We start from the raw sequence: 26,372 nt of genomic DNA, 5'->3' as shown, positions 1-26,372 counted from the left end.
GGGATCACTCCATGAAGGTCGAAGTCCTCACTCCGTCCTGCAATCTCGACACGGTCCGCGACGGCCGCGGCGGCATATTCACCTGGGTGCCTCCGGAACCGCTGCTGGAGTTCAATCTGATCTACATGCATCCGGGCAAGGTGCGCGGCCTGCATTATCACCCGCACTTCGTCGAGTATCTGCTGTTCGTCGAGGGCAATGGCGTGCTGGTCACCAAGGACGACCACGAGGATCCTGACTGCCCGGAGGAATTCATCCACGTGTCCAAGGGGATCTGCACGCGCACGCCGATCGGGGTGATGCACACGGTGTACTCGATCACGCCGCTGACATTCATCGCGATGCTGACCAAGCCGTGGGACGAGTGCGATCCGCCGATCGTCCAGGTGGCGCCACTGCCACACACCTTGGAAGGCAATGGGTGATGTCCCGGCAACGGGTGGCCGTGGTCGGCGCCGCGGGCTACGTGGGCGCGGCGTTGGTCGAGGCTTTCGGCAGGCACCCCGACTACGAGGTGGTGCCCGTGGTCCGCGCGCACCACGAACGGCTGCGCACCACGGGCGGCTACTCCGTGCTGGTCAATGCGGCGTGCCCGTCGAAACGCTTTTGGGCCGAGCACAATCCGGCCGCCGACCGGGACGAGACGGTGACCAGGACCGAGTGGCTGCGGGATGCGTGGAGGTGGGACAGGTTCGTCCAGATCAGCAGCATCTCGGCCCGGACGCAACTCGACACCGTGTACGGCCGCAATCGCGCCGCCGCCGAGCAGTTATGCACCGGCACAGACACTTTCATCGTCCGGCTCGGCCCGATGTATGGCGGTGACTACCGCAAAGGCGTGCTGGCGGACATGGCGGCCGACCGTCCGGTGTTCGCCAGCGGGCGATCCCGGCAGAGCTTCGCCCCGGTGGAGTGGTGCGCCGAATGGATCGCCCGCCACTCGGGCAGCAGCGGTCTGCGTGAGGTTGGCGCGCGCACCACGGTGACGCTGGCCGAGGTGCGGGATGCGGTGGGGTCGCGGTCGGAGTTCGCCAAGGACTATGTCGACGACCAATTCCCGGCCACCGTCACCGAGTCCGATTGGCCGGACGCGGCGACGGTGATCGACTGGCTTTCGAGGAGGCGGATCAATGGTGGGCCGGCGAACTGATGCGGTGCCTGCTCGGCCGGAGGTACTTCTCCGCACACAGCACGAGCAGAAATCGAACGCTGGTCGCCACGTCGCGGGTGCGCATCTTCGACGCGCCCGCCGTGCGGTTGAGCACGTGAATCGGTATCTGCTGGATGCGGAAACCGTTGGCGTTCATGATGTAGAGGCTTTCGAAGAAGAACGAGTATCCGGTGGACCGCACCCGGTCGAAAGCGCCGACCGGAACGGCGTCGAGCCGGTAGAATCGGAAAGCGCCGGTGGCGTCGTAGGGCATCCGCAACAGTGTCGTTGTGAGGAAATGCCCGACCCGGGTGAGGATCTTACGGAAGGGAGTCCAGTCGGCCAGGCTGTCCTCTTTGAGGTACCGCGATCCGACCACGATATCGAAACCGGCCGCGGCGGCTCGCAGCGCCGGCAGATACGACGGCGGATGTGCGAAATCCGAATCCATCGTGATGATGTTGTCGTATCCCTCGGAATAGGCCCATCGGATACCGTCCTGGTGCGCAGAGCCGACGCCTTTGCGGCCCGGCCTGTGCAGCACGTGAATCCGCGGAGCGTGCTCCCTCGCCAGGTCCTCCAGCAGCTCGCCGGTGCCGTCCGGGGAGTTGTCGTCGACGAAGAGCACATCGAAATCGGTGCCCTGGTCGAGTATTTGACCGAGCAACGGCCCGACGTTGCGACGCTCGTTGTACGTCGGAATCATTATCAGAGTTCTTTCGGAGGCCGTGCTCATGCGATCCAATTTTAGTATGTCCGGCGACCGAAACATAGGTATTGCCCATGATTTCTACAACCGTTAGTCTCTGGTTGGAGGTTTGATGAGGAAGGCTTTGATAACCGGCATCACCGGCCAGGACGGGTCATATCTGACCGAATTCCTGTTGCAACAAGGATATGAGGTCCACGGAATAGTCAGGCGTGCGTCGAATTTCAATACCGATCGTATCGACCACCTTTATTCCGAAAGGCACTCGCAACGCCGGTTGTTTCTCCATTACGGCGATCTCATGGACTCCAGCAGCCTCAACCGGATACTGGAAGTGGTGCGGCCGAGCGAGATCTACAACCTCGGCGCGCAGTCGCATGTGCACATCTCGTTCCAGATACCGGAATTCACCGCGGAGACCAATGCGATCGGCACGCTGCGGATCCTGGACGCGATCCGCAAGACCGGCATCGCGACCAGGTTCTACCAGGCGTCGTCGTCGGAGTTGTACGGCGGCTTGCACGATGTTGCACTCAGTGAGGACACGCCGTTCCACCCGCGCTCGCCGTACGCCGTGGCGAAACTCTACGCATACTGGATCACCGTGAACCATCGCGAGGCCTACGGGATGTACACGGTCAACGGGACCTTGTTCAATCACGAATCACCCAGGCGCGGAGAGGTTTTCGTTACCAGGAAGGTTACTCGCGGTGCGGTGCGAATCGCGCAGGGGAAACAGGATCGGCTCTTCATCGGCAACCTCGACGCGCGACGGGACTGGGGTTACGCCAAGGAGTACGTCGAGGCGATGTGGTTGATGTTGCAGCAGCCGGAGCCGGACGACTACGTCATCGCGACCGGAGAAACGCACAGCGTTCGGGAGCTGTGCGAGGTAGCGTTCTCGGCTACTGGTGTCGAATTGGTCTGGGAGGCAACAGGACTCGCGGAGAAGGGGATCGACCGGCGCACCTCGCGGGTGCTCGTCGAGGTGGATCCCACCTACTTCCGGCCCGCCGAGGTACACCATTTGACCGGCGATCCGCGTAAGGCCAAGGAGAAGCTCGGGTGGGAGCCGAAGACGAGTTTCACGGAGTTGGTGGAGTTGATGGTTGCCCACGATATGGAGAACGCGTGACGGAAGCGTTGGCGGTGCACCGCTGCATGAGAGGTCAGGCCCGGAGGAGGCAGCATGCGTAACCACGTAGGGCCCCGATCATGCCAGATTGAACGCTGCCGGGTGTGCGAGAACACCCGGCTGGAAACGGTCGTCGATCTCGGCACGATGGCGTTGACCGGGGTGTTCCCGACTACCGACCCGTTCGAGGTGCCGCGCTATCCGCTGGAGCTGGTGCGCTGTGTGCGCACCGGAGCCGAGGATTGCGGGCTGGTGCAGCTGCGGCATACTGCGAACTTCGACGAAATGTATTCCGCTGGTTACGGATACCGCTCCGGCCTGAATCGCTCGATGATCGATCATCTCGGTCGTCGGGTGGCGCGGATCCGGGCCAGGGTCGACCTCGAACCCGACGATGTGGTGATCGACATCGGCAGCAATGACGCGACATTGCTGAAGTGGTACCCGGCCGCCGCCGCCACCGTGGTGGGCATCGATCCGCTGGGGGAGAAGTTCCGGGAGTTCTACCCCCCGCAGGTGCGGTTGGCGACCGGATACTTCTCTCGCGAGCTGGTTGCCTCGCTGTTGAACGGCCGGCGCGCCAAGGTGATCACGTCGATCGCCATGTTCTACGACGTGCCGAGCCCGCTGGAGTTCATGCGCGAGGTGCACGCCAGCCTGACCGATGACGGCATCTGGGTACTGGAGCAGAGCTATCTGCCCGCCATGCTGGCCACCACGTCCTACGACACCATCTGTCACGAGCACCTCGAGTACTACACCCTCGACCAGATCGAGTGGATGGCGCGGCGGTGTGGCTTCGTGGTGCTGGAGGTGGAGCGCAACACCATCAACGGTGGCAGTTTCGCGCTGACGCTCGGCAAGCAGGGCGCCCCGACCGCCGCTGATGCGGCCGAGTTGGCGCGGATGCGCACCGAGGAAGCCGGTCTCGGCCTGCATACACCGGAGATCTACGCCGACTTCGCGAAGCGGGTCGATCAGCATCGGGAGCAGGTCAGGTCGTTCTTCGACCGGTCCAAGCGGGCCGGCCTGCGCACGCTCGGCTACGGCGCCTCCACCAAGGGCAATGTGCTGTTGCAACACTGCGGGATCGGGCCATCGGATCTGCCGTGCATCGCGGAGGTCAACGACGACAAGTTCGGCAAGTGCACGCCAGGCACCGGCATCCCGATCGTGTCCGAGGCGCAGGCGCGCGAGCAAGCGCCGGACCAGTACTTCGTGCTGCCCTGGCACTTCCGCTCGATGATGGTCGAGCGCGAACGCGAGTTCCGTTCCGCTGGTGGACATCTCGTATTCGCACTGCCCGAGCTGGAGGTGGTATGAGATGACCATCGTCGTCACGGGCGCATCGGGACAGGACGGCATGCTGCTGATCAACCTGCTCGGCGCGCGTGGCCACCAGGTGTTCCCGCTCAGCCGCGCTGGGCCGGTCGACATCACCGACGCCGATTCGGTCGCGAGGCTGATTGCGGCCGAGCGACCGCGGCAGGTGTATCTGCTTGCGGCAGTCCAGCATTCCTCACAGGATCCGCCGGTGGATCCGCGCGAGCTGGCCCGCGACTCGCACCGGGTGAACACGCTGTCGGTGCAGCACTTCGCGGAGGCGATCGATCACTATGAGACCGGCACCCGGCTGTTCTATGCGGCCTCCTCACATATGTTCGGTCCCGGCGACGGCGCCGACCGGGACGAGGACAGCGGGTTGCGGCCACAGTCGATCTATGGGGTGAGCAAGGCCGCAGGCCTATTGGCCTGCCGGGCCTATCGGGCGCGCGGCGTGTTCGTGTCGACCGGGATCATGTTCAACCACGAATCACCCTTGCGAGCCGAGAAATTCGTCAGTCGCAAGATCGTGCGGGCGGTCGCCCGGATCCAGCAGGGCGCAGCGGAGGAGTTGGTACTCGGCCGGCTCGACGCGGGCGCGGACTGGGGATATGCGCCGGACTACGTCGAGGCGATGACCCGGATCCTCGCCCTCGACGAACCGGCCGACTTCGTGGTCGCGACCGGTGAATATCACACGGTTGCGGAATTTTGCGCGGTCGCGTTCGGTATGGCCGGACTGGACTGGCGAGAACATGTTCGCGAACGCCCCGCCATGCTGACCCGCGACCAGCAGCCACTGGTGGGCAACGCGCGCAGGTTGCGCGAGCGGACGGGATGGCGGCCCTCGGTGGATTTCCGCGGCCTGGTTCGAGCCATGCTCGCGGCCGAAGGGGTGTGCCTGGTCGACGAAGCGAGGCCGGTGGTCACCGGCGGAACGGATGGATGACGTGAACCTGAACGACGAGAATCTCCTTGCCGCGCAACTGATCTCCATCGCGGACGGGGTTTACGAGGAGACGGCGGCGCGACTCGGCGAGATCGGCACCGAAACGGTGATCGACGCGGTGCTGAAGGAAATCGCCTGGCGGGCCCGCGACGGCGTGCTGCCGAGTCGGCCGGTCACTGCGGTATTCGAGTTGACCCACGAGGGTAAGCAACTGGATTACCTGGTTACCTTCGGCGCCGAGGACCCCGCCGTCGCCCCCGGCACCCTGGAGGATCCGTGGCTGGTGGTGCGGCAGGATCTGGTGGAGTTGCTGCGCGCGGTGTACGGGCCGCCCGACGCCGGGATCGGTACCCGCTCGATCGCGCTGAAGGACGAGCCGGGGCCGGGCAGTTTCGCGCCGGACGACCCGTGGCGGATGGCCCGCGATGCCGCGGCGCGCGCCGCTGACGGCATCGTGACCGCTTGCGCCACACATCATTACGACCTCGGCGCGCTGTCGCTGCGGTTCGGCTCGGACAAGTGGGGCGGCCACTGGTACACCGAGCACTACGAGCGGCACTTCGCACCGCTGCGCAACAGTCGCGTGCGGCTGCTGGAGCTGGGTATCGGCGGCTATCAGGCACCGAACGTCGGCGGCGCCTCGTTGCGCATGTGGAAGCAGTACTTCCGTCGTGGCATGGTGTATGGACTGGACTACTTCGACAAGTCCGGCATTGCCGAACCACGGTTGCAGCCGCTGCAAGGCGACCAGGGGGATCCGGCGTTGCTTGCCGAACTCGGTGGTTCGCTCGGTCTGTTCGACATCATCATCGATGACGGCAGCCATATCAGCGGCGATGTGATCGCCTCGTTCGAGGCACTGTTCGCCCACGTGCGTCCGGGTGGGTTGTACGTGGTGGAGGACACTCAGACCTCGTATTGGACCGGCTGGGGCGGCAGCAGCACCGAACTCGACAGTCCGGCGACCACAGTCGGCTATCTCAAGACCCTTGTCGACGCGCTGCACCACCAGGAATTCGAGAAGGATGCGGGGCCGCAGCACCGCCCGCACGACGAGTGGATCGGCGCGGTGCACTTCTACCACAACATCGTCGTCATCGAAAAGCGCCGCAACAGCGAGCAATCCGCTCCATCATGGGTACCGCGGCATACCAATCCGATGGAGTGGATGAAGCCGAAGGAGTGACGGTATGAGATTCCTCGTCGTCCCGGTACCGTCGTCCGGGCACCTGTTGGCGATGGTGCCGTTCTGCTGGGCGCTACGGCTGGCCGGTCATGATGTGCTCGTCGCCTCGCGCAGCGACGTCACGGCCACCGCGCGGCGTTCCGGGTTGAACGCCGTCGAGTTGCCGGCACTGAACGTGCCGATGGACGAGCTGCGTACCCAGGTGAACCCGAGCATGTTCCCGCTACCGCTGTTCGCCGACCGGGATCAGGCCTCAGGTCAGGGTCTGTGGCATATCGCCGCACAGAACTGGTACAACCACGCGACCCGGTACGTAGACGTGTTCGCCGACGTGGCCAGGGACTGGGGCGCCGACGTCGTCCTCACCGACCCGCTGGCGACCGTCGGTCGGGCACTCGGAGCCGTCCTGGATCTGCCTGTGCTGGTGCACCGTTGGGGCATCGATCCGACCGGCGGGCCGTTCATGGAACGCACCGCGGCATTGGTCGCGCAGGCGGGTGGTGAGCTGGCCGACCCCGTCGCCGTGCTCGACATCTGCCCGGCGAGTGTGCAGGCGCCGGACGCGCCGCCCGGCACGCCGATCCGGTTCATCCCGTTCAACGGGACCGGCGTGCTACCCGACTGGCACCGAAACAATCAGGGGCGCAAGCGGATCGCTGTCTGTCTGGGCGGCAGCACGCTGAGCCTGACCGGGCCGCGCCCACTGCGTGCGATTGTCGAGTCGCTGTCCGAGGTCGCGGACGCCGAGATTGTGGTTGCGCTCTCCGCGACCGATCGGGCGCTTGTCGGTGAGTTGCCCGATCGCATCCGTGTTGTCGAAGAGGTGCCGTTGCAACTGTTCCTGCCGGGATGCGATCTCCTGGTGCACCACGGCGGTTCGACGACCGGCCTCACGGCCGGCTGGTACGGCCTGCCGCAACTGGTGCTGCCGCAGATGTTCGACCAGTTCGACTATGCCCGCGGCATAGTGCGCGCGGGCGCGGGTCAGGGAGCCGAAGATCCGGCCGCGCAAGCCGATACGAACGGCCTGGCCGAGTCCATCGGGACGCTGCTGCGTGAACCCGGGTTCCGCGCCGCCGCCGAACAGGTCGGGGCCGATATCCGTGACGCGCCGACGCCCAACGAGGTAGTGGCGCAGATCGTCCCGGAGCTCGCCGATCGCATCGGCGCGCGGATCAGATAAGACCACCGCGACGTCCTCGGGCAGGACCATGCTGAAGTTGGAAAGCGCAGGTTGTACATGATATCCAGGACCTGGACGAGATTCCGTGGCGCACTCGACTACTACGCTGCGATGTACGCGGTGTTCGTCGTCGGCATTCTCGTCCCCATCGTGATGATCACATTGTCGCTCACCGGACTACCGGGTGCGGTTACCGCGCTGCTCGGAATCCTCTGCGCGGCAGTGCTGTTCGTCCTGTTCGTGCCGTCGGTGCCCGTCGAATGGCGGGACGTGGTGCGCAGTAAGCCGATCGTCGTGCGGGTGCTGTGGAGTGTGGTCATCCTCGCCGTGGTGCTGGTGCTCGCCCGGCTGACGCAGTTCATTCTCGACGCGAACAACGTGGACAGTTCGCTGTCGGCCGAGGACGACTTCCTGGTGAAGAAGTCCCATCTGACCGGCTATGTCAGCGGCGCGCTGGTCGCCGAGGACGACCCGGCCAACCTGTACAACCGACATCGGTACGAGTCCCCGCAGGCGGATTCGGTGCTGCCGAGCGTGCAGCCGCAGGACCGGGACGCCTATCTGTACCCGCCGCCGTTCTTGCTGCTGCCACGGCTGCTGCTGGTGTTCAGTCATGATTTCGGCACACTGCGGGCGCTGTATTACTCGTTGTACGTTGCCATCGTGCTGATCGGCATGCTGGGGATCGCCCGCTGGGTGGGCGGTAAGCAGGGCGGCGTGCTCGCCGCGTTGACGCCGGTCGTGTGGCTCAGTCTGCCCACCCTGGCGACCTTGCAGATCGGCAATGTCCACGTGCTGATCCTGTATGTCGGCGGTGCGGGCGCCATGGTGCTGTTCCACTTGCGTCGCAACATCTTCGGTGGCGCGGCACTGGCATTCGCGATCATCGCCAAGGTGTCACCGGCGATCCTGCTGGTGTATCTGCTTGTACAACGACGTTGGCGACCGGCGGCATGGACCGCCGCATTCTGCGGAATCTATTCGCTTGCAACGCTGCTCATCTTCGGACGTGAGCCCTGGCGGCTGTTCCTGTCCGACGGCACCTGGCAGAAGCTGGCCAGCGGTGAGTTCCATCAGTTCGTCCTCGTCGAACGGGCCAATCAGCTCGTCAACTATTCGCCCTACGGGCTGCCCTACAAGGCGAACATTATGGGCTGGGACATCGGCGATCCCACCGGACCGGCCCGGCTCATCACCAATATCTATACGCTGCTGCTGGTAGTCCTGGTCGCTGTCACCGCGGTGCGGATCCACCGGCGGCTGCGCGCCGGAGCGGAAGGTGCGAGGTTCCGGGCCGAGAACCTCGCCATCTGGCTGGCGGTGCTCACGCTGGCCTCGTTCCGGGCGCCGTTCGGGCCGTGGGTGTACATTGCGGTCGGCGCGGTGTGGATGTTCGCGGTATACGCGGGCTTGATGCGGGGGAGCAAGCGCACCATCGCGCTGCTGACCGTGGCCTGGCTTCTTGTCGCGGTCTACAACGAGAACGTGTACTTCACCCTGGTTGCGCAGACGATCATCTACGTCACCTGCTTCGCGGTGGCCTGGCGGGCGAGCGGCGGTACCGAGGCAGGGGAAGCCCGCGGCGTCGCGGCGTCGGAACCCGAACCGGTCGGTGCGGCATGAACACCTACTGTGTGATCGGCGCCGGTGCGGCCGGATTGGTGACCGCTCAGGCGTTCGCCGCGCGCGGGATCGCGTTCGAGGTGCTGGAGGCGACGGACGGCATCGGCGGGATCTGGGACGCGCGTAGATCGGATTCGCCGGTCAGCCGCAATACTCATGTGATCGCTTCGAAAGGGGTGCAGGCGTTTCCGGGTTTTCCGATGCCGGAAGACTATCCGGACTATCCCGGTCATGAATTGATCCTGCGCTATCTGCAGAACTACGTCGACGCCAACGAACTCGCACCCCATATCCGGCTGAACACCGAGGTGCGGCGGATCGAGCCCGCCACGGACGGACCGGAGGCCGGATGGGACGTGACCCTCGGTGACGGCACCAGGAAGTCGTACGCGGGCGTGGTCATCGCCACCGGGCACGACCGGACCCCGCGCCGCATCGACATCCCCGGCAACAGCACAGTGCCCGTGCTGCATTCGAGCGAGTACCGACATCCCGAACAGATCATCGGCAAGCGCGTCCTGGTGGTGGGCGCCGGGCAGTCGGCGGCGGACATCCTGTCCGACTGCGCGGTGAACGCGGCACTGACTCTGCACAGCAGTCGACGTGGGTTCTACTGCATGCCGAAGTATCTGCTCGGGCAACCCACGGACAGCATGCTGCAGGGACGCATGTGGCGGCCGATGCGCAAGCGAGCGTTCCAAACGCTGTTCTCCTACCTGCGCCGCCGATCCCGATCGTTCGGGCTGCCGGTGCCCGACTTCGACAACGGCATCGTCATTCCGATGCTCGGCGATCAGCTGCACCACTACTACACGCACGGCGACATCACGCCGAAACCCGATATCGCCGCGATCGAGGACGACCGAGCGACCTTCATCGACGGCAGCGAGGAGAAGGTCGACACGGTCATCCTGGCAACGGGTTTCGTGCCGACCTATCCGGTGGTCGACCGCGTGCACCTCAACTGGGCCGAGGGGGCGCTGCGGCCGGGGCTGTACCTCAACATCTTTCCGCCCGGTGCGCTCGGCTTGTTCGTCGTCGGGATGGTGCGCCCGATCGGCTCCCACTGGGATGTCTACACGCACCAGGCCGAACTCGTCGCCGACTATGTGCAGGCGAAAGCGGCCGGGCCGCAACGGATCGAGCGCTTCGTCCGCGCGACCCACGGTGCGCAGCCCGATCTGTATGCCGGACTGCGTCTTTACCACGCCGAGCAGTACCCGCTCGTGGTGGAGAAACAGGATTACGTGAACCAGCTGCGCAAGCACGCGAAGCTGTTGAAGTGAAAGGTCCCACCATGAAAGCCCCTGGTCCAGGACTGGTCGAAACCGGCCGTATGCTGCCGAAACTGGCGAAGAACCCACTGGCCACTGTGGGCAGTCTGCTCGACGGCTACGGCGACGTGGTCCGGGTGAAGGCCGGGCCGATGCTGGTCTACCTGGTCGCGGACCCGGTGCTGACCGAATACGTGCTCAAGGACAACTACACCAACTATCGTAAGAGCCCGATCTACGACGAGTTCAGTATCCTGCTCGGCGACGGCCAGCTGACCACCAACAACATGGACTACTGGCGCAAGCAGCGCAAGCTGATCAGCCCGGCGTTCTCCCATACGCACGTCAAGGGATTCGCCGACGACATCACCGGCAGCACGGCGGCCATGCTGGATCGCTGGGATGCCGCGGCGGGCGAGTATCGCGACATCTACGACGACTACGTCGAGCTGCTGCTCGCGGTCACCGGACGGATCCTGTTCAGCATCGACTTGTCAACGGACACAACGCAAGTCACCGATGCGATGCGAGCCGCCTTCGCGTTCATCATGAAGCGGGTCAACGCCCCGGTGAAGCTCCCGCAGTCGTTCCCGACGCCGGCGGCGCGGCGGGTCGCCCACAAGGTGGGCGAACTCGACGACGTCGTACGGCAGCTCATCGAGGAACGTAGGGGCGGCGGCGACACCTCGGACGTACTCACCGCGCTGGTCCGCGCCCGCGACGAGGGCGGGCAGGGCATGCGGGAGGAAGACCTGCTCAACGAGATCAAGACGCTGCTCGTGGCGGGTCACGAATCACCGGCCAATGCGCTGTCGTGGGCGTGTTATCTGCTGGCCACGCACCCACAGATCCAGGAACGCCTCGCGAGCGAGGTCCGCGACGCGCTCGGCGACCGTACCCCGGCTTTCGCCGACCTCGGGCAGCTCGGCTACTGCCGGATGGTCATCGAGGAGACGATGCGGTTGTACCCGCCCGCGTGGATCGTCGAGCGCACGCCGATCGCCGACGACGAGATCGGCGGGTATCACGTCCCGGCGGGCGCTCGGGTCACGTTGTGCATGTATTACATTCACCGCGACAAGCGGCTGTGGGACGACCCGGCGGAGTTCCGGCCCGAGCGCTTCGCCGACAAGGAAGTGGCCGAACGGCACAAGTTCGCGTTCTTTCCGTTCTCCGGCGGCCCGCGGATCTGCCTCGGCAAGGACATGTCGATGACCGAGATGGTGCTGATCCTGGCGATGACCGTGCAACGCTTCCGGCTCGAGCTGGACAGCGCGCACCCGGTGGTGCCGCTGGCGTCGGTGAACCTGCGCCCGGAGTGCGGCATTCGGATCCGACCCGTGCGCAGGGCCACCCAGCCGGCACTGACCTGACGGCGGTCGCGATCAGCCGAGCAGTTCGTGGCCCAGCGCCAGTAGTTCGGCTGTGGAGAGAACCTCCTCGTCCGCCGATGTCCGCGGCGGGCGGGCGGCGAGCGCGGGCTCGATGCTGTCCGGGAGCTCACGTGCCCCGATTGTCGGTGGCGCTGCGGGGTGGTTCGTCGCTTCGAGGCGGGTGGACAGTTCGGCCGTGAGGAGTTCGACGGTGGGGTGGCCCCAGATGATCGCTGCGGGGATGGTGATGCCGAGGCGGGCGGCGAGACGGGAGCTGAGTTCGACGGCGTGCACCGAACCGACACCCAGCTGATCGAAGTTCCGGGTGCGGCCGATGTGGTCCGGCGTGACACCGACGACCTCGGCCAGTTCCTTCGCCACCGTGTCACTCAGCGCGGCGCGGCCGACACGGTGGCCTCGCCCGTGATCCTGCGTCGAATTACCCGCTACCACAGTGCTTTCGGAGCGCAGGTCCCGCATCGGTTCGGTCTCTGTGGGGATGGCCCAATGGCGTTGCCGCTGAAACGGATACGTTGGCAACGACACCACATGACCCGGTGGGGCGAGGGCGGACCAATCCGGGTCGACGCCGCGTTCGAACAGCGCGCCGACCGCCTGCAGCAGCCGGTGGCGCGGCACTGTACCCGGTCGCAGGGCTGCGGCAACCACCAAGGCCGAGGCTTGGGATGCGTCGGCCGTCTCGGTCGACACACCGATCGGCGCGGTGTCGCCGAGTCTCTCGTTCAGGAAGCTGTTCACCTCTGCCATGGTGGTCGCCACCAGCGAAAGGCGTTGCGCGAAAGTCTTTCTCGTGCGGCAGAGCGTGTGCGCGAGGTCCTCGAGCGTGATGCCCGGGTGGCTCGACAGGTGGTCGCGCAGCCGGCGAACCTGCTCGCGCAGTGCGGGTTCGGTGCGTGCGGACAATACGATCAAACGCTCTGGGTAGCGTAGTTCCGTCTCACTCGAGGTCGCGCGCACATTCTGCGGCGGACCATCCGCGATCTCTGCCGCGACTTCTTCAACGATCACGTGCGCGTTGGATCCGCCGAAGCCGAACGCACTCACCCCGGCGCGGGCCGGTCCCTCCCGTTCGGGCCATGGCAGCAGGGTGTTCGCGACCCGGATGCTGGCCGCCGCGAGATCGAGATCCGCTGCGGGGTGGTCGAAATGCAGGCTGCGCGGTATCTGGCGATGCCGCAGCGCGAGCGCGACCTTGAGCAGTCCGGCCATCCCGGCGGCCGCCTCGGTGTGCCCGATGTTCGTCTTGACGGAACCGACGGTCAGTGCGGTGCCACTGCGCCTGGCCGCTCCGTAGACGGCCCCCAGAGCGGTCAGCTCGGCGCGGTCGCCGACGGCGGTGCCGGTGCCGTGTGCTTCGACATAGTCGACGGTCGACGGGTCCACGCCCGCGCGGGCACAGGCGCGGCGCAACAGTTGTTCCTGCCCGGCAGGGCTACTGGCGGGCATGCTGTGTTTACCCGCCCCGTCGGATGCCGTCCCCGGATGGTGGCGGCCGTTGTTGTTGGTGGCGCTGCCGAGCACGGTGCAGTAGATGCGGTCACCGTCGCGCAATGCCGCCGACAGCGGCTTGAGCACGACCACCGCGCCGCCTTCGCCGCGTACATAACCGTCGGCAGTGGCGTCGAAGGCGCGGGAGCGGCCGCCAGGGGCGAGCACACCGAGCTTGGACAGGCCGATCGCGGTGTCCGGGATGAGATTCAGCTGGACGCCGCCTGCCACCGCCACCGCGCTTTCGCCCGCGCGCAGCGACTGGCAGGCCAGGTGAACCGCGACCAACGAACCCGCACAGGATGCGTTGACCGTCATGCTCGGCCCGTCGAAACCGAGGAAATACGACACCCGGTTCGCGATGATGCCCTCCACATCGCCGGTGCTGGTGAAGGGTGTTGTAGCGGCGGGGCCGCGCCGCAACTTCACTGCCCGGTAGTCGTTGAACTTGTTGGCGAAATACACGCCGGTGTCGGGGACGGCGTCGGGTCGAATTCCCGCGTCCTCGAACGCTTCCCAGGACAATTCCAAGGCGAGCCGCTGCTGCGGGTCCATATCGGCGGTCTCGCGCGGGGTGATCCCGAAGAACTCGGCATCGAACAGCTCGACATCGGGCAGGTAGGCGCCCGCGATCGAGACGGTTTTGCCGGGAGCGTCGCGCTCGGTGTCGTGGTAACTCCCGGACGGCCACCGACCTGCCGGCGGCGCGTCCGCGACTGCGTCGACCTCGCCGATCAGCAAGCGCCACAGGGCTTCCGGCGAATCCGCGCCGCCGGCGAATCGGCAGCTCATGCCGACCACGGCAATCGGCTGCGCGCTCTGTGCGGTCGTCGCCTGGTCGAGGTTGGTGCGCCGCTGCGGCTTCTTCCGTTTCACAAACGCCTACTCACCCACCGAGATTCCGTCCGACCAGGTGTCCGGCGGACAGGTGCCTTTCGGCAAATCCGCTGATCTTGTTGTGAGGTAAAGAGATACGGACGAGACTCTACCTGTGCTGTTTTCCGATCGCCCCGTTTTCACTCGGGTGACCTCTGTGCTCGGAGGCGAGGCACGACGTCGTGAACTGATTCGCTTCGCCTCCGTGGGGGTGGCCGCGTTCACCCTGGACACCGCTGTTTTTCTGACTCTCAAGAGCAGTGTGCTCGAGACGCAGCCGATCATTGCGAAGGTGCTGGCTGTGCTCGCGGCGATCACGCTGTCCTACATCCTGAACAAACAGTGGTCCTTCGCCGCGCGCGGCGGGCGGCGCGGGCACCATGAGGCAGCTCTGTTCTATTCGGTCAGCTTCCTCGCCGTTGCGATCAACACCGCACCGCTGTGGGTGTCGCGCTACATGCTCCACCTCGAGGTGCCCGAGGTCTCCCGGTTCACCCAGAACGTAGCCGATTTCGTGGCCGCGCAGCTGATCGGCACCGCGCTCGGCATGGTGTTCCGGTTCTGGGCCTTCGTGCGGGTGGTGTTCCCGAATCAGCTGGAACGCCCACCCGAGTAGTCAGGCGTCCACGAAGATATCGAGTTCGAGCGGCCCGCCGCCTGGGACGACGCGGTACCGGTCCAGCTCGGTGATGCCGTGCGCGGTGAGCACTTCGTCGTCGAGGAACAAATTGCCGGTCACGTCGGCCGCGGGCGAACAGAGCACGAGATGCGCTGCGTCGGCACAGATTTCGGGCGTGCGTGACCTCGCGATCGCCGCCTCGCCGCCGAGCAGATTACGCACGGCGGCGGTGGCGACGGTGGTACGCGGCCACAGCGAGTTGACGGCGATGCCGTCCTCACGCAATTCCTCGGCGAGCCCGAGCGTGGTCAGGCTCATCCCGTACTTGGAGACCAGGTAGGCCAACGACGAGCCCGTCCATGCCGGGTTGAGGTTGAGCGGTGGGGAGAGCGTGAGGATGTGCGGGTCGCGCCCGGCGGCCGACGCCGCCCGCAGGTGTGGAATCGCCAGTTTGGACAGCAGGTACGCGGCACGCGTGTTCACGCTTTGCATCTGGTCGTACTTCTTCATCGTCATGGAGTTGGTGGGCGTCAGGTCGATCGCCGAGGCGTTGTTCACCACGATGTCGATGCCGCCGAACCGGTCGACCGTCTCCTGCACCACCGCCGCCACGGTATCGTCATCGCGGACATCTCCGACGAACGGGAGCACCCGGCCGCCTGCGGCTTCGATTTCCGCGGCCGCGGTGTGGATGGTGCCGGGCAGCTTCGGATGCGGCTGATCGGTTCTGGCGAGCAGCGTGATGTTCGCGCCGTCGGCGGCGGCGCGCAGTGCGATGGCCCGACCGATGCCGCGGCTGCCGCCCGTCACGACCATGGTCTTGCCCGCCAGTGACTTCGATCCCGGTTTCGTCATGGTCTTCGTGCTCCTGCTCCGGTGTCCGTCCCCGCCTGCGGAAGGTGACCTCCATCCCGCACGGAGGTCGCCTTCGGCCGGCGCGTTGGCTGCTACTTGACGCTGATTACCTTGTCCGAGGGCTCCTTTGCATACAGAGCCGTGATTACGTCCGCGTACTTGCTGGCGATCGGGGCGCGCTTGAGCGACATCTTCGGGGTCAGCTCGTCGCCGCCCGGTTCCCATACCGCGTCGAGGATGGTGAAGCGCTTGATCTGCTCCACCCACGACAGCTTGCTGTTACCCGCCTGCACCGCGGCGCGCACTTCGTCCACGATCTCCTGGCGGGTGGCGAGTGTGGCCAGATCGGCGTCGGTGGCGCCGAATTCCTTGGCACGCAGGGCCGCGACATCGGGGTCGAGCACGATCAGCGCGGTGATGTAGGGCTTGGCATCGCCGATCGCGATGGCTTGACCGATCAGCGAGGAGGCGGCCTTCATCGCGTTCTCGATATTGCTCGGGGCGATGTTCTTGCCCCCCTCGTTGATGATGAGTTCCTTCTTGCGGTCGACAATGCGGAGGTAGCCGTCGGGGTCGATGGTTCCGACGTCACCGGTGTGCAGCCAGCCGTCCGCATCGATCGCTTCGGCCGTTTTCTCCGGCATGTTGCGATAGCCGCGGGTGACGATGGGGCCACGCACCAGGACTTCCCCGTCGGCGTCCAGACGCAGTTCCATGCCCTCGACGGCGCGGCCCACCGAGCCGGGACGCGGCTTGTCCAACTCGGTGTAGGTGCCGACGGCGGTGGTCTCCGACATGCCCCACACCTCGGTCACGGCGAAGCCGAGGCCGAGGAAGTACTCGAGGGTCTCCGGCGGTATGGGTGCGGCGCCGGAAGCCGCCACCTTCAGCTCGTCCAGGCCGAGGGCGTGCCGCAGCTTCGACAACACCAGCGTCTCGGCCACTTTGTGCTGCACGGAGAGCATCGGGCCACGGCCCCTCCCCGCGAGATCGGCTCGGGCAGCGGCGATTCCGGTGCCGATGGCCCAGTTGGCAAGTGCCTTCTTCGCCGCGCTCGGTTCGGTGGCGAGCTTGTTCTCGATGCCGGTCTTGATCTTCTGCCACACCCGTGGCACGCCGAAGAACGTAGTCGGGCGGGCGTCGGGCAGCGCGGCCGCCACCTCGCGCGGGTCGGTGACGGTGGTGATCTGGATGCCGGTGGTCAGGCTGAGGGCATGTGCGGAGATGCGGTCGGCCACATGCGCGGCGGGCAGGTAGGACACCGTACGGTGGTCCATGCCCACCTGCAGCGGGCCGTTGACCAGCGCGATGATCTGGGCGAGCACATTGAGGTGGGTGATCTCCACGCCCTTGGACGGGCCGGTAGTGCCCGAGGTGTAGATCAGGGTGGCGAGATCGTCGGCGGCGACCGCGCGCCACGCCGCGTCGAAATCGAAGTCGTCGAGGGGGTTGGCCTCGACCTCCTCGAGCGTGATGGCGCCGGTGGCCGGACCGTCGACCACGATGGCGTGCGCGAGGTCCACGCCCGCGCCGGTCACCGCACCGAGGAAAACCTGTTCTGTCACAACGACCTTGTTGGCCGCGTTGGTGAACACGTGCGCGATCTGTTCGGACGAACTGGTGTTGTAGACCGAGAACGGAGTCGCGCCGAGATGCAGCGCTGCGGTGTCGACCAGATTGAACTCGGGGCGGTTGGTGAGCATGATGCCGACGGTGTCGCCGTGCCCGACGCCGAGCCGGGCCAGGCCCGCGGCGATCGACTTCACACGTTCGCCGTACTCACGCCACGTGATCTCCTGGGTGCCGCCGACCGTCCGCAACGCGACCTGCTCGGGCCGCAACGTCAGGGTCTCCTGAAATGCCTCCGGCAAGGTGTAGACCGTTTTGCCCGACTCGTGCGCATATCCGATGAGTGTTGTCGTCATATCCCTGTTTCCCGATTTCTCTGGCTTGAACCGAATCTCGCGGCGTCCGCACGGGTCCGGTCCGAGACCCGATGTCGACAGAACGCAGCGGTGCTTCTGTCAACTTCTCGCGAGTCGGCGCGCCAAGAGTGGCGCGGCTCACTCATGGTAGTCAGGTCCGCGGGTCATGAGGTGGCTTACGTGCGAACCGAATTTCGCGCATCGGAGAAATCTCGGAAGCATCCCATGAGATGCACGAATTGCGGCAACGGCGAGCGCCGAGACCTGAAAGACTCAGCAGCACCTGGGGATTCAGGGTAGCGACGTTGGGAGCGGCCGCAGGCTCGGACATGTGGATGGTGGCTCGATCTCCGGGGCGATACGCAACATCTGAAGGGAACTACATGTCCACAGCAAGCGTCATCCGTCTGCTGGCGCCGAGCGAACAGATGTTCGCCTTCGGCGAGGTCTTCGTCGGGTACTCGGTTCGCGTGTCCGGTCGATTGGACCTGAATGCGTTGTCGACGGCGTTCGACGCCATTGTTCGCGCCCACCCCATTCTGAGCGCTCGTCTCGAGGCCGCCGAGACCGGCGGGCACGTCCTGGTGGCTGCGGCAGGGGCGGCGCCGGGAATCTCGGTGGTCGACGGTGATCCGGAGCAACTGCTCACCGGAGCGAAGTTCGACCAGAGCGTAGCGGTCGGTGCGCTGTGCGTGGTCCGCGACGGCGACTCCGCGAGCGTCACGCTGGTGATCCATCACAGCGTGGCAGATGCGTACCACGCCCTTGCCATCCTCGGCGATCTGTGGTTGTTCTATCGTGCTGCGACCGAAGGCCGCCTGCCCGAACCGGAGATCCATCCCTATCCGGAGCCCGTGGAGGCACTGCTGGCCGCCCGCGGCATCGAGAAGTTTCCGAATCCGGCGGCCGCCGCACCGGCGCCGGGGCTCGCGGTGACCTCAACGCCCGCACCGGACACCATCGACCCCGGATACCAGATGTCCCAGACGACGCGATGCCGGCTGAGTAAGGCAGCGACGGCGCAGCTGGTCGATCTCGGGCACCGCGAACAGGTAACGGTGCACGGGCTGGTGTCCGCAGCGATCCTACTGATGGAGGCCGAGATTCGGGCACTGCCGCTGACCGAGCTCATGTACTCGTACTCCGTCGATCTACGCACCAGGGTCAGCCCCCCGATCGGTCTGACCGACGGCACCGACGTCCTGGGGTTCACGAACTATGTGCCTGGTGCAGACGCGGGGGCAACGCTGATCGGCCTGGCCCGCGGCGTCTGCGATGCCCTGCAGGCCGCCGTGGACTCGGGTTTCGTGCAGCAGACGCCCCTGCAGATCCCCGATGTGGCAGCGGCGGGACCACCCAGGGTCCCCGGGATGGTGATGGCGACGAACTGGGGCCGGGTGCCGCAACTGCCCGCGCAGCAGGACCTGCGGATCGACGACTTTCGCTCGATCTTCATCGCGAAACCGGACCGAACCGGGCGCAGGCCAGCGGCCAACACCCGCATTATCAGCACCTTCGACGACCGGCTGAGCATCGAAATCCATCATCCGCCGCAGACCGCAGCACAGGAGCAGCGTCGCATCGAGTTGCTCACAACGACACTGCACACGGCCGCCGAAATCCGCTCCCCGCAGTGACGCGAGTGTCGTCGCGCGAGTAGCGGACCCGGTTCGGGCTCGCCATCGGATGATGCGCGCCCGGGCCGCTTGCCCGGGTGCGGCTGAGCTCGTGCCTACCTGCGTATCGAGGGTGTGTCGGCCCCGCCTGGTAGACAGAGATCGCCGTCGACGACTGAATCCGGGAGGTGGGCGAGATGCCCCGCGAGTTGGCAGACCTGCCCTACGCGAGCTACCTGAAGCCGCTGGAAGGCCCGCTCGAGCAGGAGGGCGACTACGACTGCGTGCAGGTGAGCGGCGCGGACATCGACGATGTCGAGGCGGGCCACGCGCGGTTCTCCGAGGCGGTGTTCACCTCGCTCTCGATCAATCGCGGCAGCATGCGGTACTCGCGATTCGCGGATGTGTGGGTGCGCAACGTGCGATGGGTCGGCACGGAATTGGCCGACACCTCGTGGCAGGACGCGGAGTTGATCGAGGGCGCCATGTCCGGTGTGGACGCCGGCGGTGCCAATTTGCGGCGAGTTCGATTCGAGGGTTGCAAGTTCGACTCCGTCAACTTCCGCCGCGCCAAGTTCCGCGACGTGTCGTTCGTCGATTGCGTTGTGCGGCACACCGATTTCGGCGACGCCGAGCTGACCAATGTGACATTCCCCGGCACGGTGGTGCAAGGACTGCTACTGAACCGGGCGCGCCTGAAGAAGTTCGACCTCCGCGACGCGGTGAGCATCGGCATTGCCGACGGTATCGACGCGTTGCGCGGCGCGACCATCAGCAGTCGTCAACTGATGGACCTTGCCCCCGATTTCGCCCGCGCGATCGGCATCAACGTCGTCGACAGCTGACGGCGGTTCGCGTGTGTCATCGCCGAGGCTGAACTATTGAAGGTTCGTAGTTCCATCGCTATCGACGGGGTGGTGCTCGGAGACCAGCTGCGCCCCAGTGCTTTTCACCGGTGGGAGGCGTCTACGGTGTCGCCGAGGAACGCGGCAGTGTTCGCAGCACACCATTCGGCGAAGGTTCGAGGCGTGCGACCGAGCAGCCGCTCGACCGTGTCGGTGCGAAACCCGGTCGTATCGGCGCGCAGCAGCGCAAACCCTTCCGCAATGGCGGCGGCCAGTGCCGGGGGAGCACCGTGCGGAAAGCGGGAACGAACAGCTTCCTCGGGTGTGCGCACCGCGCGGACTTCGATGGTCCGGCCGAGCGTCGCGGCGAGGATCCGCACTTGCTCGGTGACGGTGAGCGCCTCGTCGCCGGTGAGAGCGTATTCCGTGTTCTCATGGCCGTTTTCGGTCAGGACGTGCGCTGCGACCGCGGCGATATCGGCGGGATCGATCGGCGCGAAGCGTCCTGGACCGACGGGGTCGAGGACGAAACCCTCGTTGCGGATGCTGTGTACCCACTCGAGCGCATTGGTCATGAAGCCGCCCGGTCGCAGGATGGTGGCGGGAATGCCACTGGCCCGGACGATTTCCTCCCGCGCGTGGTGCCAACGTCCCATCGCGGGCATGGGATCGCCGAGCACAAAGAGGGAGGACAGGTGCACCACGTGGCGGACGCCTGCGCGTACTGCGGCCGCGATGGCGTGGGCGGTCTGCTCGGTGCCGATGCCCGGAGTGAGCAGAAAGAGTGCGTCGACGCCGTCGAAAGCGCTCGCGAGGGTGGCAGGGTCGTCGAGATCGGCGACGACGCGGGGGATGCGACCGGGCAGCCCGGCGGCGCGCGCGGGATCGCGGACCAGGATCCGGCATGCGGCGCCGCGCCCATCGAGCTCCCGGACCAGTTCTCGCCCCACATTTCCGGTGCTTCCGGTCATCAGTATCATTGCTGCTCCCAGTTCATTAGCCGACTATCGACTGTCCGAACAGAACGTTAGCCGGTTAATGATTAGCCGTCAATCGACCTGTTTCGTACGACCATGGAGACCGCGATGCCCGAGTTCTTGGACCTGCACAGCAAGACGACAAAGGTGCTGCGCGCGGTGGCCGACGCGGGCATGCGACGGCACGGACTGCACCTCGGGCAGAACCACCTGCTGGCAGCGCTGTGGGAGCAGGATGGGCAGACGCCGGGCGAATTGGCCGCCGCATTGCACGTCACGACGCCCACCGTCGTCAAAATGGCCACCAGGATGGCCGACGCCGGGCTGCTCGTCCGTCAGCGCGACGACCACGACAACCGCCTCGTGCGCCTCTGGCTCACCGACGCCGGCCATGATCTGCGGGAGCCGGTCGAGTCCGAACGACGATCGCTGGAGGAAGTGATCACCGCGGATCTCACGGCGACCGAGCGCGAGTACCTGCTGAGCGCGCTGGCGAAAATTCACCGTGCCGCAACCGATCTGCTGCACGGTTCGGCAGACTGAGTGACGCTGGCGCTCAGTACTCCTTGCGGTGTGGAACGAACTCCAGCGTGAGCAGTGCGGCCGCGGCCAGCAGGACCTCGCGCCAGCGGATGAGGGCAAAGCGCTGATCGGACAGCGCGCGGAACTTGCGCAGGAACCGATACAGCGATTCCAGTCGAATCAGTGGATCGCCCAGGTGCACGAACGCATAGATCAGCGTGGCCGTTCGGGAGCGGTCCTTGTCGGCGAACAACTCGGGGAAAGGCGCGAAGGCCAAAGAGACTCGCTGAATACCCTGGGTGCGGGCGTAGTCGACCAGGTCGAGGACCATCCGTTCGTCCAGGCCGTTGGGGGCGTCCTTGCGCCGCCACGGGACATCGAGGCTCAGTTCTCGGCCGCGGCCGGACACGCCATAGCGCTGGAAACCTGCGACCCGCCCGTCCGCGTCGCGGGCGATGACCACGAGCATGCCGGGGTTTCGGCCATCCAGGAGATGATCGAGGATCATCGAGAAGCCGCGGGTCTGCCTGCCGTGCTGCCATTCGTCGACGATGTCGAGCAGTTCGGCGCGCAGCGGCTCGCTCAGCGTGGCTTCGCTGACCACCTCGGTGGTCACGCCGAAGTTGTGGGTGCGGCTCACGGCTTGGCGCAGATTGCGGAACTTTCGTCCGACCATGGCGAAACTGTCCACCTCGATCACCACATCGCGTCCGACCGGGATCGCGTGCAGCCCGCGATGCTCGATCGCTCGGCGCCGCCACATGTCCGCCATTTCGGGACCGGCGCCGAGCACCGCGATCCGCCAGCCGTTGTTGGCGGTGAAGTCGGAGAACTCCGAGATCAATTCGGCGAATGCGGCGCGCTCACCGATCGGATCGCCCGCCACCACCGCGATGCCGAAGCGGGTGCGATAGGCGATCGCGGCGGAGGAATTCGTGTTGAAGAAGTAGCTTTTCGACGAATGCAGCGCGAATGCGGCCAGCGGATCGCGCTCGGTCCGTCCGACCAGCTCGGCCACCCGATACAGCTGCTGTGGCTGTGGCCTGCTCGGTTGCGCCAGCATCAGAATGAAACCGGTCGAGGCGAGGAAGACGAACCCGAACCCGGGGTGGGAGACGCGATAGGCGGCATTGGCGGCCGCGAGTACGAACACCGCGATCGTCAGATGCGGCAAGGTGATCGGCCTGCGCAGGTGCAGGCCACGGACCACGAACAGTCCGGCGATCGAGGCCGCGACAAACCAGCTGTGATCGACGCCCTCCTGCGTAGCCAGCCCGGCTTCGTACACGAGTGCTGCGCTGAGCAGTAGCAATGCGGCGGTCAGGATGGGGCGGACAGCAGGTGTCGCGGTGAAGGTCGCTTGCCGATACCCGGCAAGCGTGGTCAGGCTCTGTGCCGCTGTCTGCCGCTCCTCAGCCACGCCGGTATCCCATCCGGACCAGTCGAGTCCGCGTCTGCCGCACATTCACGAACAGGTTCCCCATTTGGTCCTCCTGATGATCCTGTACCGAAGCCACACTATGCCGAACATGTGACAGGCTCTCGAACATTCCTTCGCTATGGAAACGATTTGTGTTAACGCTGTCCGGCGCTATTGCTCCAGCATGCGCGGTTGCACACCCGATGGCTATGCCCGCTTATCGAGCGAGGGCGAATAGATCCCTGTTCGGAAACTCGGCCTGGGCCGAGGAGGCCGTTGGTGGGTGGAAATCGCGGTCATGCTGCGGCGAGCCCCGAGTTGCCGTGGCGGTCTTGTGTCCGAGACAGTACGGGCGATCTATAGACAACGCTGTTCATATACGCCTATCGTCTTGATCTATGACGAAGTTCGGCGGTAAGCGCTGCCTGATCACCGGGGCCGCAAGTGGCTTGGGCCGCAGCATCGCACTGGCGGTCGCCGCCAAGGGCGCCTCGGTCATCCTGACCGATATCGACGACGACGGTCTGCAGCGCACCGCGGCCGACGTGCAGTCCGCCGGTGGCACCGTGCATCTCGCGGCCCCCGCCGACGTCAGCGACTACGACGCGGTGGTCGCGCTCGCGGCCGAAGCCCATGCCGTGGTCGGCAGCGTGGACATCGTGATGAACGTGGCGGGGATCGCCACCTGGGGCGCGGTGGACCGGCTCACCCACACCCAGTGGCGGCGGACGATCGATATCGATTTGATGGGCCCGATCCACGTGATCGAGGAATTCGTGCCGCGCATGATCGAGGCGGGCAACGGCGGTCACCTACTGAATGTGTCCTCGGCCGCGGGACTGTTCGGCCTGCCGTGGCATGCGCCCTACAGCGCCGGCAAATTCGGCCTGCGCGGCGTCTCGGAGGTACTGCGTTTCGATCTGCGCCGCCACGGCATCGGCGTCAGCCTCGCCGTGCCAGGTGCGATGTCGACGCCGATGGTCGACAGCGTGGACATCGCCGGTGTCGACCGCGCCGACGCCACCGTGCAGCGCGCCATCGGGCTCTTCATGCGCCATGCGGTCACCCCGGAAGCCGCCGCACGGTCCATCGTGCGCGGTGTCGAGCGCAATCGGTATCTGGTCTACACCTCGCCCGACATCCGGGTCGGGCACTGGGCGCAGCGATACTTCCCGCCCTCCTACAACCTCGCCATGCGCGGCATGAACTGGGCGATGACCCGCTACTTCGACCAGGAAGCCGCAGTCGACGCACGCTGATCAACCCGCCACTCGCCCAAGCAGCCTGCGCGTCGAGCGAAGGATCACCCATCGCGGCGTTGCAGCATCGAAGCGGGCGCCCGGCTGGATCACGGCGACCTGAGCCCCCCAGCTACCTGAGCTGTCGAGTTGTCGCGCACTGACCAGTTGATCTTGCCTACCCGCTGCGACGTAGCGTGATCGCTATGAGTGAGCGACTGGTTGTCATCGGCGGCGACGCGGCAGGGATGTCGGCGGCGTCGCAGGCGCGCAGGCTCAAAGATCCCGACGAGCTGGAGATAGTCGTCTTCGAGCGGGGCAACTTCACCTCCTTCTCCGCCTGCGGGATCCCGTACTGGGTGGCGGGGGATGTGGCCGAGCGTGACGAACTGGTCGCGCGCACCCCCGAGGAGCATCGATCCCGCGACATCGATCTGCGGATGCGCACCGAGGTCGTGGAGATCGACGTCGCGGGCGGCCGGGTGCGTGCCCGCGATCTCGAGTCCGGCGCCGAATCATGGACCGACTACGACAAACTGGTGATCGCCACCGGCGCCCGGCCGATCCGCCCGCCGTTGCCCGGCATCGACGCACCCGGGGTGCACGGTGTGCAGACCCTCGACGACGGCCAAGCGCTGATCGAAACTCTCGAGCGGACCGACGGCAAGCGGGCCGTAGTGATCGGCGCCGGCTATATCGGTGTGGAGATGGCGGAGGCGTTGATCAAGCGCGACTTCGGGGTCACGATGGTCAATCGCGGCGACGAGCCGATGTCCACCCTCGACCCGGACATGGGCGCGCTGGTCCGAATCGCGATGTGCGACATGGGTGTCGAGATCGTCAGCAGCGCCGAGGTGACCGAGATCCGCACCGGCGCGGACGGTAGGGCGAGCGCGGTGGTCACCTCGGAGTGCGAGTACCCGGCCGACGTGGTTGTGCTCGGCATCGGTGTGCGTCCGGAGACCGCACTGGCCGAGGCCGCGGGGCTGCCGCTCGGCAAGCACGGCGGCCTGCTCACCGATCTTGCGATGCGGGTGCGCGGCCACGAGAACATCTGGGCGGGCGGTGATTGCGTGGAGGTGTTCGACCTGGTGTCCGGTCTGGAACGCCACATCGCACTCGGCACGCATGCCAACAAGCACGGCCAGATCATCGGGTCCGGCATCGGGGGCGGGTATGCGACCTTCCCCGGTGTCGTCGGCACCGCAGTAAGCAAGGTGTGCGACGTGGAGGTCGCGCGAACCGGCTTGCGCGAGAAGGACGCTCGCGCGGCAGGGCTGCAGTTCGTCACCGTGACGATCGAATCGACCAGTCGCTCCGGCTACTACCCGGGCGCGGCGACGATGACGGTGAAAATGATGGCCGAGCGGCGCACCGGCCGCCTGCTGGGCGTGCAGATCGTCGGCCGTGAGGGGGCGGGCAAGCGCGTGGATATTGCGGCGGTCGCGCTCACCGCACGGATGACCGTCGAGCAGATGACGGCACTGGATCTCGGCTACGCGCCGCCGTTCTCGCCGGTCTGGGACCCCGTGCTGGTGGCCGCGCGCAAGGCGGTCGCGGCCGTCCAGCAGCGGGGATAGCGCGTCAGGCCGTTCGGCGATACACCGCGACCACCGGGATCACCCGCTCGGTTTTGGCTTCGTACTCGGCGAAACCGGGCAGGATCTCCACCATCCGCGCGTACAGCTCATCGCGTTCGGTGCCCGTCACGAACTCCGCCTTTGCCGGGTACTTCTCGGTGCCGATTTCCACGGTGAGCTCGGGGTTCGCGCGCAGGTTGTGGTACCAGGCCGGGTGCTTGTCGGCGCCGCCGTTGGAGGCGATGATCACGACCCGCTCACCATCGGGCAGATAGACCAGCGGGTTGAGGATCTGGCGTCCCGATTTGGCGCCGGTGGTCGTGATGAGCACCATGTGCGCCCCCTCGAACATGCCGCCGACCTTGCCGTCGTTCGCTCGGAATTCCTCGATGATCTGGGCATTGAAGTCGTTCATGTGTTCCCGTCCATTCGACTGCTTTTCCCGGGCCAACACCATAGCGGCTCCGGTAATTCCAGCCCCGACG

The 26,372-nt window shown here is 65.9% G+C and carries 23 protein-coding genes; 16 read left to right on the top strand and 7 right to left on the bottom strand.

What is annotated here, in order from left to right:
* Positions 1–11: 11 nt before the first annotated feature.
* Both OHA42_RS27420 and OHA42_RS27415 read left to right on the top strand, forming a co-directional pair.
* Entirely contained in the window at positions 12–425 is a 414-nt protein-coding gene (locus OHA42_RS27420) for a hypothetical protein (RefSeq protein ID WP_328402094.1), read from the top strand.
* Complete coding sequence (locus tag OHA42_RS27415) at positions 425–1,150, top strand: hypothetical protein (protein WP_406230691.1); 726 nt, start codon at positions 425–427, stop codon at positions 1,148–1,150. The genes OHA42_RS27420 and OHA42_RS27415 overlap by 1 nt, the downstream gene beginning before the upstream one ends.
* On the opposite strand, the gene OHA42_RS27410 is transcribed toward OHA42_RS27415, so the two are convergent.
* The gene (locus tag OHA42_RS27410; protein WP_406230690.1) at positions 1,128–1,856 is read right to left on the bottom strand and encodes a polyprenol monophosphomannose synthase; all 729 of its coding nucleotides are present in this window, start codon (positions 1,854–1,856) and stop codon (positions 1,128–1,130) included. The genes OHA42_RS27415 and OHA42_RS27410 overlap by 23 nt on opposite strands.
* A 115-nt stretch (positions 1,857–1,971) precedes the next feature.
* Here OHA42_RS27410 and gmd point away from each other — a divergent pair, with 115 nt between their 5' ends.
* From gmd to OHA42_RS27370, 8 genes are read left to right on the top strand one after another with little or no spacing between them, the layout of a single operon-like run.
* Positions 1,972–2,994: a GDP-mannose 4,6-dehydratase gene (gmd, locus tag OHA42_RS27405; RefSeq protein WP_406230689.1), complete on the top strand. Its 1,023-nt coding sequence runs from the start codon at positions 1,972–1,974 to the stop codon at positions 2,992–2,994.
* A gap of 54 nt (positions 2,995–3,048) precedes the next feature.
* The gene (locus tag OHA42_RS27400; protein ID WP_406230688.1) at positions 3,049–4,317 is read left to right on the top strand and encodes a class I SAM-dependent methyltransferase; all 1,269 of its coding nucleotides are present in this window, start codon (positions 3,049–3,051) and stop codon (positions 4,315–4,317) included.
* 1 nt (position 4,318) lies between these two features.
* Positions 4,319–5,266, top strand: coding sequence for a GDP-mannose 4,6-dehydratase (locus tag OHA42_RS27395; RefSeq protein WP_406230687.1), 948 nt, complete (start codon positions 4,319–4,321; stop codon positions 5,264–5,266).
* A gap of 1 nt (position 5,267) precedes the next feature.
* Positions 5,268–6,452, top strand: coding sequence for a class I SAM-dependent methyltransferase (locus tag OHA42_RS27390; RefSeq protein WP_406230686.1), 1,185 nt, complete (start codon positions 5,268–5,270; stop codon positions 6,450–6,452).
* Positions 6,453–6,456: 4 nt separating this feature from the next.
* Positions 6,457–7,635: a nucleotide disphospho-sugar-binding domain-containing protein gene (locus OHA42_RS27385; protein WP_406230685.1), complete on the top strand. Its 1,179-nt coding sequence runs from the start codon at positions 6,457–6,459 to the stop codon at positions 7,633–7,635.
* A gap of 57 nt (positions 7,636–7,692) precedes the next feature.
* Positions 7,693–9,258, top strand: a complete 1,566-nt coding sequence (locus OHA42_RS27380) for a glycosyltransferase family 87 protein (protein ID WP_406230684.1) — start codon at positions 7,693–7,695, stop codon at positions 9,256–9,258.
* Complete coding sequence (locus OHA42_RS27375) at positions 9,255–10,544, top strand: flavin-containing monooxygenase (protein WP_406230683.1); 1,290 nt, start codon at positions 9,255–9,257, stop codon at positions 10,542–10,544. The genes OHA42_RS27380 and OHA42_RS27375 overlap by 4 nt, the downstream gene beginning before the upstream one ends.
* A gap of 11 nt (positions 10,545–10,555) precedes the next feature.
* Positions 10,556–11,905: a cytochrome P450 gene (locus OHA42_RS27370; protein WP_406230682.1), complete on the top strand. Its 1,350-nt coding sequence runs from the start codon at positions 10,556–10,558 to the stop codon at positions 11,903–11,905.
* A 12-nt stretch (positions 11,906–11,917) separates the two neighbouring features.
* On the opposite strand, the gene OHA42_RS27365 is transcribed toward OHA42_RS27370, so the two are convergent.
* Positions 11,918–14,290 (bottom strand): beta-ketoacyl synthase N-terminal-like domain-containing protein, encoded by a 2,373-nt coding sequence (locus tag OHA42_RS27365; RefSeq protein WP_406230681.1) that lies wholly within the window; start codon positions 14,288–14,290, stop codon positions 11,918–11,920.
* Positions 14,291–14,405: 115 nt separating this feature from the next.
* Here OHA42_RS27365 and OHA42_RS27360 point away from each other — a divergent pair, with 115 nt between their 5' ends.
* Positions 14,406–14,906, top strand: coding sequence for a GtrA family protein (locus OHA42_RS27360; protein WP_406230680.1), 501 nt, complete (start codon positions 14,406–14,408; stop codon positions 14,904–14,906).
* Here OHA42_RS27360 and OHA42_RS27355 read toward each other — a convergent pair whose 3' ends face one another.
* Both OHA42_RS27355 and OHA42_RS27350 read right to left on the bottom strand, forming a co-directional pair.
* A complete protein-coding gene (locus OHA42_RS27355; RefSeq protein WP_406230679.1) occupies positions 14,907–15,764 on the bottom strand; it encodes an SDR family oxidoreductase in 858 nt (285 codons plus the stop codon).
* A gap of 92 nt (positions 15,765–15,856) precedes the next feature.
* Complete coding sequence (locus OHA42_RS27350; protein ID WP_406230678.1) at positions 15,857–17,689, bottom strand: AMP-dependent synthetase/ligase; 1,833 nt, start codon at positions 17,687–17,689, stop codon at positions 15,857–15,859.
* Between the two features lie 383 nt (positions 17,690–18,072).
* On the opposite strand from OHA42_RS27350, the gene OHA42_RS27345 reads away from it, so the two are divergent.
* Together OHA42_RS27345 and OHA42_RS27340 are read left to right on the top strand one after the other, a co-directional pair.
* The gene (locus OHA42_RS27345) at positions 18,073–19,326 is read left to right on the top strand and encodes a phthiocerol/phthiodiolone dimycocerosyl transferase family protein (protein WP_406230677.1); all 1,254 of its coding nucleotides are present in this window, start codon (positions 18,073–18,075) and stop codon (positions 19,324–19,326) included.
* A gap of 176 nt (positions 19,327–19,502) precedes the next feature.
* Complete coding sequence (locus tag OHA42_RS27340) at positions 19,503–20,150, top strand: pentapeptide repeat-containing protein (protein ID WP_406230676.1); 648 nt, start codon at positions 19,503–19,505, stop codon at positions 20,148–20,150.
* Positions 20,151–20,254: 104 nt separating this feature from the next.
* Here OHA42_RS27340 and OHA42_RS27335 read toward each other — a convergent pair whose 3' ends face one another.
* Complete coding sequence (locus tag OHA42_RS27335) at positions 20,255–21,121, bottom strand: NAD(P)H-binding protein (protein WP_406230675.1); 867 nt, start codon at positions 21,119–21,121, stop codon at positions 20,255–20,257.
* 114 nt (positions 21,122–21,235) lie between these two features.
* On the opposite strand from OHA42_RS27335, the gene OHA42_RS27330 reads away from it, so the two are divergent.
* A complete protein-coding gene (locus OHA42_RS27330) occupies positions 21,236–21,670 on the top strand; it encodes a MarR family winged helix-turn-helix transcriptional regulator (protein ID WP_406230674.1) in 435 nt (144 codons plus the stop codon).
* A 13-nt stretch (positions 21,671–21,683) separates the two neighbouring features.
* Here OHA42_RS27330 and OHA42_RS27325 read toward each other — a convergent pair whose 3' ends face one another.
* Positions 21,684–23,069 carry a bifunctional lysylphosphatidylglycerol flippase/synthetase MprF gene (locus OHA42_RS27325; protein ID WP_406230673.1) on the bottom strand — a complete coding sequence of 462 codons (1,386 nt, stop codon included), beginning with the start codon at positions 23,067–23,069 and terminating at the stop codon, positions 21,684–21,686.
* A 398-nt stretch (positions 23,070–23,467) separates the two neighbouring features.
* Between OHA42_RS27325 and OHA42_RS27320 the strand changes: the two genes are divergently transcribed.
* Both OHA42_RS27320 and OHA42_RS27315 read left to right on the top strand, forming a co-directional pair.
* Positions 23,468–24,328, top strand: coding sequence for an SDR family oxidoreductase (locus OHA42_RS27320; RefSeq protein WP_406230672.1), 861 nt, complete (start codon positions 23,468–23,470; stop codon positions 24,326–24,328).
* A gap of 185 nt (positions 24,329–24,513) precedes the next feature.
* Complete coding sequence (locus tag OHA42_RS27315) at positions 24,514–25,887, top strand: FAD-dependent oxidoreductase (protein ID WP_406230671.1); 1,374 nt, start codon at positions 24,514–24,516, stop codon at positions 25,885–25,887.
* 4 nt (positions 25,888–25,891) lie between these two features.
* Here OHA42_RS27315 and OHA42_RS27310 read toward each other — a convergent pair whose 3' ends face one another.
* Entirely contained in the window at positions 25,892–26,302 is a 411-nt protein-coding gene (locus tag OHA42_RS27310; protein ID WP_364900536.1) for a nitroreductase family deazaflavin-dependent oxidoreductase, read from the bottom strand.
* Between the last annotated feature and the right edge of the window lie 70 nt (positions 26,303–26,372).

The organism is Nocardia sp. NBC_01009, assembly GCF_045208035.1.
GTDB lineage: Bacteria > Actinomycetota > Actinomycetes > Mycobacteriales > Mycobacteriaceae > Nocardia.
This window is presented reverse-complemented; position numbering and strand designations above follow the sequence as displayed.

What these genes read in the sequence shown, in the direction of transcription:
- OHA42_RS27420 (WP_328402094.1), top strand. Translation starts at nt 12, where the DNA reads ATGAAGGTCGAAGTCCTCACTCCGTCCTGCAATCTCGACACGGTCCGC.
- OHA42_RS27415 (WP_406230691.1), top strand. Translation starts at nt 425, where the DNA reads ATGTCCCGGCAACGGGTGGCCGTGGTCGGCGCCGCGGGCTACGTGGGC.
- OHA42_RS27410 (WP_406230690.1), bottom strand. Translation starts at nt 1,856, where the DNA reads ATGATTCCGACGTACAACGAGCGTCGCAACGTCGGGCCGTTGCTCGGT.
- gmd (WP_406230689.1), top strand. Translation starts at nt 1,972, where the DNA reads ATGAGGAAGGCTTTGATAACCGGCATCACCGGCCAGGACGGGTCATAT.
- OHA42_RS27400 (WP_406230688.1), top strand. Translation starts at nt 3,049, where the DNA reads ATGCGTAACCACGTAGGGCCCCGATCATGCCAGATTGAACGCTGCCGG.
- OHA42_RS27395 (WP_406230687.1), top strand. Translation starts at nt 4,319, where the DNA reads ATGACCATCGTCGTCACGGGCGCATCGGGACAGGACGGCATGCTGCTG.
- OHA42_RS27385 (WP_406230685.1), top strand. Translation starts at nt 6,457, where the DNA reads ATGAGATTCCTCGTCGTCCCGGTACCGTCGTCCGGGCACCTGTTGGCG.
- OHA42_RS27380 (WP_406230684.1), top strand. Translation starts at nt 7,693, where the DNA reads ATGATATCCAGGACCTGGACGAGATTCCGTGGCGCACTCGACTACTAC.
- OHA42_RS27375 (WP_406230683.1), top strand. Translation starts at nt 9,255, where the DNA reads ATGAACACCTACTGTGTGATCGGCGCCGGTGCGGCCGGATTGGTGACC.
- OHA42_RS27370 (WP_406230682.1), top strand. Translation starts at nt 10,556, where the DNA reads ATGAAAGCCCCTGGTCCAGGACTGGTCGAAACCGGCCGTATGCTGCCG.
- OHA42_RS27355 (WP_406230679.1), bottom strand. Translation starts at nt 15,764, where the DNA reads ATGACGAAACCGGGATCGAAGTCACTGGCGGGCAAGACCATGGTCGTG.
- OHA42_RS27350 (WP_406230678.1), bottom strand. Translation starts at nt 17,689, where the DNA reads ATGACGACAACACTCATCGGATATGCGCACGAGTCGGGCAAAACGGTC.
- OHA42_RS27345 (WP_406230677.1), top strand. Translation starts at nt 18,073, where the DNA reads ATGTCCACAGCAAGCGTCATCCGTCTGCTGGCGCCGAGCGAACAGATG.
- OHA42_RS27340 (WP_406230676.1), top strand. Translation starts at nt 19,503, where the DNA reads ATGCCCCGCGAGTTGGCAGACCTGCCCTACGCGAGCTACCTGAAGCCG.
- OHA42_RS27335 (WP_406230675.1), bottom strand. Translation starts at nt 21,121, where the DNA reads ATGACCGGAAGCACCGGAAATGTGGGGCGAGAACTGGTCCGGGAGCTC.
- OHA42_RS27330 (WP_406230674.1), top strand. Translation starts at nt 21,236, where the DNA reads ATGCCCGAGTTCTTGGACCTGCACAGCAAGACGACAAAGGTGCTGCGC.
- OHA42_RS27320 (WP_406230672.1), top strand. Translation starts at nt 23,468, where the DNA reads ATGACGAAGTTCGGCGGTAAGCGCTGCCTGATCACCGGGGCCGCAAGT.
- OHA42_RS27315 (WP_406230671.1), top strand. Translation starts at nt 24,514, where the DNA reads ATGAGTGAGCGACTGGTTGTCATCGGCGGCGACGCGGCAGGGATGTCG.
- OHA42_RS27310 (WP_364900536.1), bottom strand. Translation starts at nt 26,302, where the DNA reads ATGAACGACTTCAATGCCCAGATCATCGAGGAATTCCGAGCGAACGAC.